This window comes from Oleiphilus sp. HI0079, from assembly GCF_001635105.1.
Genome location: NZ_LWFT01000748.1, coordinates 1 through 4,413 on the forward strand (window position 1 = coordinate 1; position 4,413 = coordinate 4,413).

General features: G+C 48.7%; 5 protein-coding genes and 1 pseudogene. 4 read left to right on the forward strand and 2 right to left on the reverse strand.

All coding sequences use genetic code 11. The features are described from left to right. Nucleotides 1-312 (reverse strand): annotated as a pseudogene (locus A3750_RS13855) (chloride channel protein); the annotation flags it as partial. A gap of 143 nt (nt 313-455) precedes the next feature. Between A3750_RS13855 and argC the strand changes: the two are divergent. From argC to erpA, 4 genes are all read left to right on the forward strand, one after another. Beyond that, nucleotides 456-1,502 (forward strand): N-acetyl-gamma-glutamyl-phosphate reductase, encoded by a 1,047-nt coding sequence (gene argC, locus A3750_RS13860; RefSeq protein ID WP_068458550.1) that lies wholly within the window; start codon nt 456-458, stop codon nt 1,500-1,502. 4 nt (nt 1,503-1,506) lie between these two features. Continuing rightward, entirely contained in the window at nt 1,507-2,283 is a 777-nt protein-coding gene (locus tag A3750_RS13865; RefSeq protein ID WP_068458549.1) for a DUF6776 family protein, read from the forward strand. Nucleotides 2,284-2,292: 9 nt separating this feature from the next. After that, complete coding sequence (locus A3750_RS13870; RefSeq protein ID WP_068458548.1) at nt 2,293-2,766, forward strand: polymer-forming cytoskeletal protein; 474 nt, start codon at nt 2,293-2,295, stop codon at nt 2,764-2,766. 66 nt (nt 2,767-2,832) lie between these two features. After that, on the forward strand, nt 2,833-3,186 hold the full coding sequence (gene erpA / locus A3750_RS13875) for an iron-sulfur cluster insertion protein ErpA (RefSeq protein WP_068458547.1): 354 nt from the start codon (nt 2,833-2,835) through the stop codon (nt 3,184-3,186). On the opposite strand, the gene A3750_RS13880 is transcribed toward erpA, so the two are convergent. Continuing rightward, a partial coding sequence (locus tag A3750_RS13880) for a GNAT family N-acetyltransferase (protein ID WP_156498585.1) occupies nt 3,183-4,413 on the reverse strand: 1,231 nt, incomplete at its 5' end. The genes erpA and A3750_RS13880 overlap by 4 nt on opposite strands.

Here is a 4,413-nt window from a genome sequence, read left to right on the forward strand (position 1 = left end):
CATGACATAGGTGACCCCCGTCTTTCGATAAAGAACGCCAATCTTGAACCAGATAGCGCCGATAAGAATAGCGCCGCCGAGAGGTAATGTGATCCTCAATAATTCGGACAGGCCTTCAAAGTTTTCAGGGTCGCCCTCTGGGAGGTAAAGCGATAACGCCGATTCTATGCTCCAGCGAAACAAGATAATTACAAGCGTGGTGATTATCCCAACGAAAAAACCCAATAAAGCGAGCTGAGGAAGGGCATCCGCTGCGCCCAAACGTTCACGAAAACCGTGCTTGTAGGTGTCGAGCTTTGCTCCAAAAGGCATAAGATTTGCTGACCAAGGGTTATCGGTGGATGGGTGCCTCTTATTCTAACCTGTTCGCCGTTATACGTTAAAGAACGGCATCATTTTTCCTTAGGCGGCATGCTACAATGTGCTCTATTTGGTTCAAGAAATAGGAGTATCGAGTGATTAAGGCGGGAATAGTTGGGGCGACCGGATATACAGGCTCCGAATTACTTAGGCTATTGGCTTTGCATCCTGAAGTTGAAGTTCATGCCGTATGCTCGCGAAGTGATGCAGGGACTGCTGTTAGTGATATGTTCCCGAATTTGAGGGGCTTTGTTGATACTGCGTTTTGTGAGCCAACGGCGGCGAACCTAAATGGCTGTGATGTCATCTTCTTTGCGACGCCGCACGGTGTTGCTCAATCAATGATGGCAGATATTCTTGCGATTGGAGCCCGTGTTGTTGATCTCTCAGCTGATTTTCGTATCAAAGACCAGGCGACTTGGGAACAGTGGTATCAGCAGCCGCATAACAGCCCCCAGCTTATTGACGAGGCCGTCTATGGATTGCCTGAGGTCAATCGTTCTGAAATCCGTTCGGCGCGAATTCTTGCTTGCCCCGGCTGCTATCCGACCGCAATACAGCTTGGTCTCGTTCCGCTGCTCGAGAACAAACTAGTCACATTGGAGAATTTGATCGCGGATGCGAAGTCTGGCTTGAGCGGTGCAGGACGAAAAGCGAGCGTTGGTAGTTTGTTTGCCGAAAGTGCTGACAGCTTTAAGGCTTATGGTATTAGCGGCCATCGCCATCGTCCTGAGATTGAGCAGGGTTTGAGCTGGGCAGCAGGAGAGGCTGTTTCTCTGACTTTTGTGCCGCATCTTGTGCCGATGATTCGAGGCATAGAGGCGACCCTTTATGCTCCGCTGAACGAAGCAGGTAAAGCATTGAATTTGGAAGAGTTTCAGCATTTATTTGAACAGCGCTACTCAAATGAGCCATTTGTCGATGTCATGCCGCTCGGTTCTTTGCCGGAAACCCGCAGTGTCAAGGGCTCAAATATTTGTCGTATGGCAATTCACAAACAAGAAGGCAGTGACTTGTTGATTATTAGTTCGGTTATCGACAATCTCGTCAAAGGCGCGTCCGGACAAGCAGTTCAGAATATGAATATTATGTTTGGTTTTGATGAAACCTGTGGTCTTCAACTTGTTCCACTGAGCCCTTAGACCAATGGCCAAGCACAGCGCTCATGACAAAATGGTCCTGGTTCGGCACAAGCCCGGTCGACGACGAAAACTGAGTATTCAGGTTGCGCTGTTGGCCTTGGTTTGTGCGAGTGCCGCTTATTACATTGGCGTATTTGAGATGCAAATTCGCCATCAGGCGGCGGTAGAGAGCCTCTCTTCTTTGTCGGACCAGCACCGAGAGGTGCTTGAAGAGAACGCACTATTAAAACAGCAGGTAGAGAATTTTAGGCAAAGCGATGCGATCAACGAGCGCGCGAAGCAGGAAATTCAGGCGACGATTGGGCAGTTGAGAGAACGGATTGCCCAGCTACAAAAAGACGTGACGTTTTATCAAAGTATTATGGCCCCGTCGAAGAATAACAAAGGCTTACAAATTCAATCGATCGAATTAGCGGCACTAGAGCAAAACAGGCGCTATGCTTACAAGATTGTATTGGCACAAGTCGCCAGCCGTCGGAGCTATATCCAAGGTGTGGTTGCGGTAAATCTGGTTGGCAAGCAGGATTCTGAAAGTGTCGTCATACCGTTGCGCGATGTTTCGTCTGTTCAAGAGCTGGGTATGAAGTTTCGTTTTAAATACTTTCAGGAGTTTGATGGCAAGATTTCTTTGCCGGAAGGGTTTGAGCCAGAGCAAATTCAAGTGGTTGCCCAAAGTAAGGGTAAAAATGCTTCAAGGATAGAATTAAATAGTGCGTGGCTAGAGTTGCTTCCTGACTACACGAAGTCAGAGAGTAGTGAAGCACCGGCTACCGACAGTTAAGAGGTTTCTATGTGGGGAAAGAATAAACGCAAGTCTGTATCGAAGGCGCATAGCGCGACATTTGATACCCTGATCAGCAGTAAAACAACCATCGACGGCGATCTTCAGTTTGCCGGTGGCCTACATATTGATGGTTTCGTGAAAGGCACGATTCGCGCATCTGAGGACAATGAGGCCGTCGTACGTATCAGTGATATTGGTGAGATCGATGGCGATGTTTATGCACCGCATATCATCATTAATGGCACCGTTCATGGTGACGTCTATGCATCGAGCCATATAGAGCTCGCGGAGAACGCATCGATAAAAGGTAACGTCTATTACCACCTTATTGAGATGGCGATGGGTGCCGAAGTAAACGGTAATCTTGTGCATCGCAAAGAGCCAGAGAGGCACGAGAACGATGCCCCAAAGAAGCAAAACGAACCGACGGGTAGTGATGCCATAGAGCTTAAGGCTGTTAGTTCGTCCGCAAGTAAATAGGAATACTTGACTAAATTTGTCGGATAAGCAGATAATTGCCGGCCGAGAGAGCAGTCAGGAGTTCCGATGAGCGTTGTCCAGTCACATATCCCTTCTCCATTGATCTTTACCGATGCGGCAGCAACCAAGGTAAAGAACTTGATAGAAGAGGAAGAAAACCCAGCATTGAAGTTACGTGTTTACGTGACTGGAGGTGGCTGTTCGGGGTTTCAGTATGGCTTTTCTTTTGATGAAGAGTTAGCCGACGACGATACGGTGATTGAGAACATGGGGGTGAATCTTGTTGTTGACCCGATGTCGTATCAGTACCTCGTTGGTTCGACAGTCGATTACAGCGAAGGTCTAAAAGGCGCTCAGTTTGTAATCAATAATCCAAATGCGACGACAACCTGCGGCTGCGGATCGAGTTTTACCATTTAGTTTGAATCGCGATCGAGTAAGAGAAGCGCTTTCGTCGCTTCTCTTAGATGTCTTTCCCAGGCTTTCTTGCCACCTTCCTCCGAAACAACGCCATCATCTCCCAACAAGATATAGCGAATCAGACCTGTCATGTCTGTGTTCTCCTTTGCCGATGGTTCAGTACAAGACAGTACTATAAGACTTTGTAGCTCCGGCCAGCAGTCCCAAGGTGCTGATTTTGATTCGGCGAAGCGATGCAGTTTGTTAAGCGCGGACGTATCGAGTTTAGCGTGCAGGGGCTTAGTGTCGATTTCAGTTAGCAGTCCTGCGATTAACTTTGGGTCAATGTCTTTGTAGAAATGCGCTAACCCACTGATCAAATGTTGGTGGAAATACCCTTGATGCTGGTCGCATAACGAGGTTGTTTTTCGCTCCAAGGGGTTTACCAGCATTGCCGACCTTAAGCCGCTAGAGGCATCGGCTTTGTAGCTGAGGCGTAGGCATCGATAGCCGGCACGTTGCCAGAAACGCAATAGCTCTGCATCAGCGCCAAAACTTACGGTGCAGGCAGAGAATGTATTTTGTTGTGCATACTCGTGAACCTGCTTCAGTAGGGCGCTTCCTAGACCATGATTTTGTTGCGTAGGATGAACTACAATGCGCATGACACGCAGCGAGCGTTGCTGCAGCCAACGGCTGTCTGAGTAAAAGCTGGCAAGGGCTTGGGGCAGTAAGCGTCCTTTGAGGCGGCGTTTGCCCGACAAGATGTCATCAGCTAGAAGCGCATCTTGCGCCTCCGGTATGTCTTCATCTATGCACAAGGCGGCTGCGGCTATGCCCCCAGCTGTTTGCATTACAGCAATGTGTAGCGAAGGGCTATCGAGTAATAGTGCCAAATCTGAAGGTCGCGTTTGATAGTGTGCCAAAACGAGCAGAGAGAAGACTGTGCGAATCTCTTGTTCTTTGTTATGTAAATCCGTTGGCCGAAACCAGGTTGTCGTTGGCGTATCATCGGCCTTAGATGGCTCCAATTTGTCAAATGGCGCATTAAGAATAAAGGCGTCATTGATGGTTTTTTCCAGAGCACAGCTGCTCGCCCAGCGAATCGGCTCTTCCAGCGTCAAGAACTTAGGCTGCTGCTTGCAGCGCTCGAGTATTTTATGGAGTTTCAGGTCAAAGCCGCGACCGCTTCCCTCATAGCCATGGAGTGTGCTCGCCAGTACTACTCGGGAATAGCGTCTAATAATG

Bases quoted from the DNA above. Each gene is read 5' to 3' on its own strand.
- A3750_RS13870 (WP_068458548.1), top strand. From the start codon at position 2,293: ATGTGGGGAAAGAATAAACGCAAGTCTGTATCGAAGGCGCATAGCGCG.
- erpA (WP_068458547.1), top strand. From the start codon at position 2,833: ATGAGCGTTGTCCAGTCACATATCCCTTCTCCATTGATCTTTACCGAT.
- A3750_RS13865 (WP_068458549.1), top strand. From the start codon at position 1,507: ATGGCCAAGCACAGCGCTCATGACAAAATGGTCCTGGTTCGGCACAAG.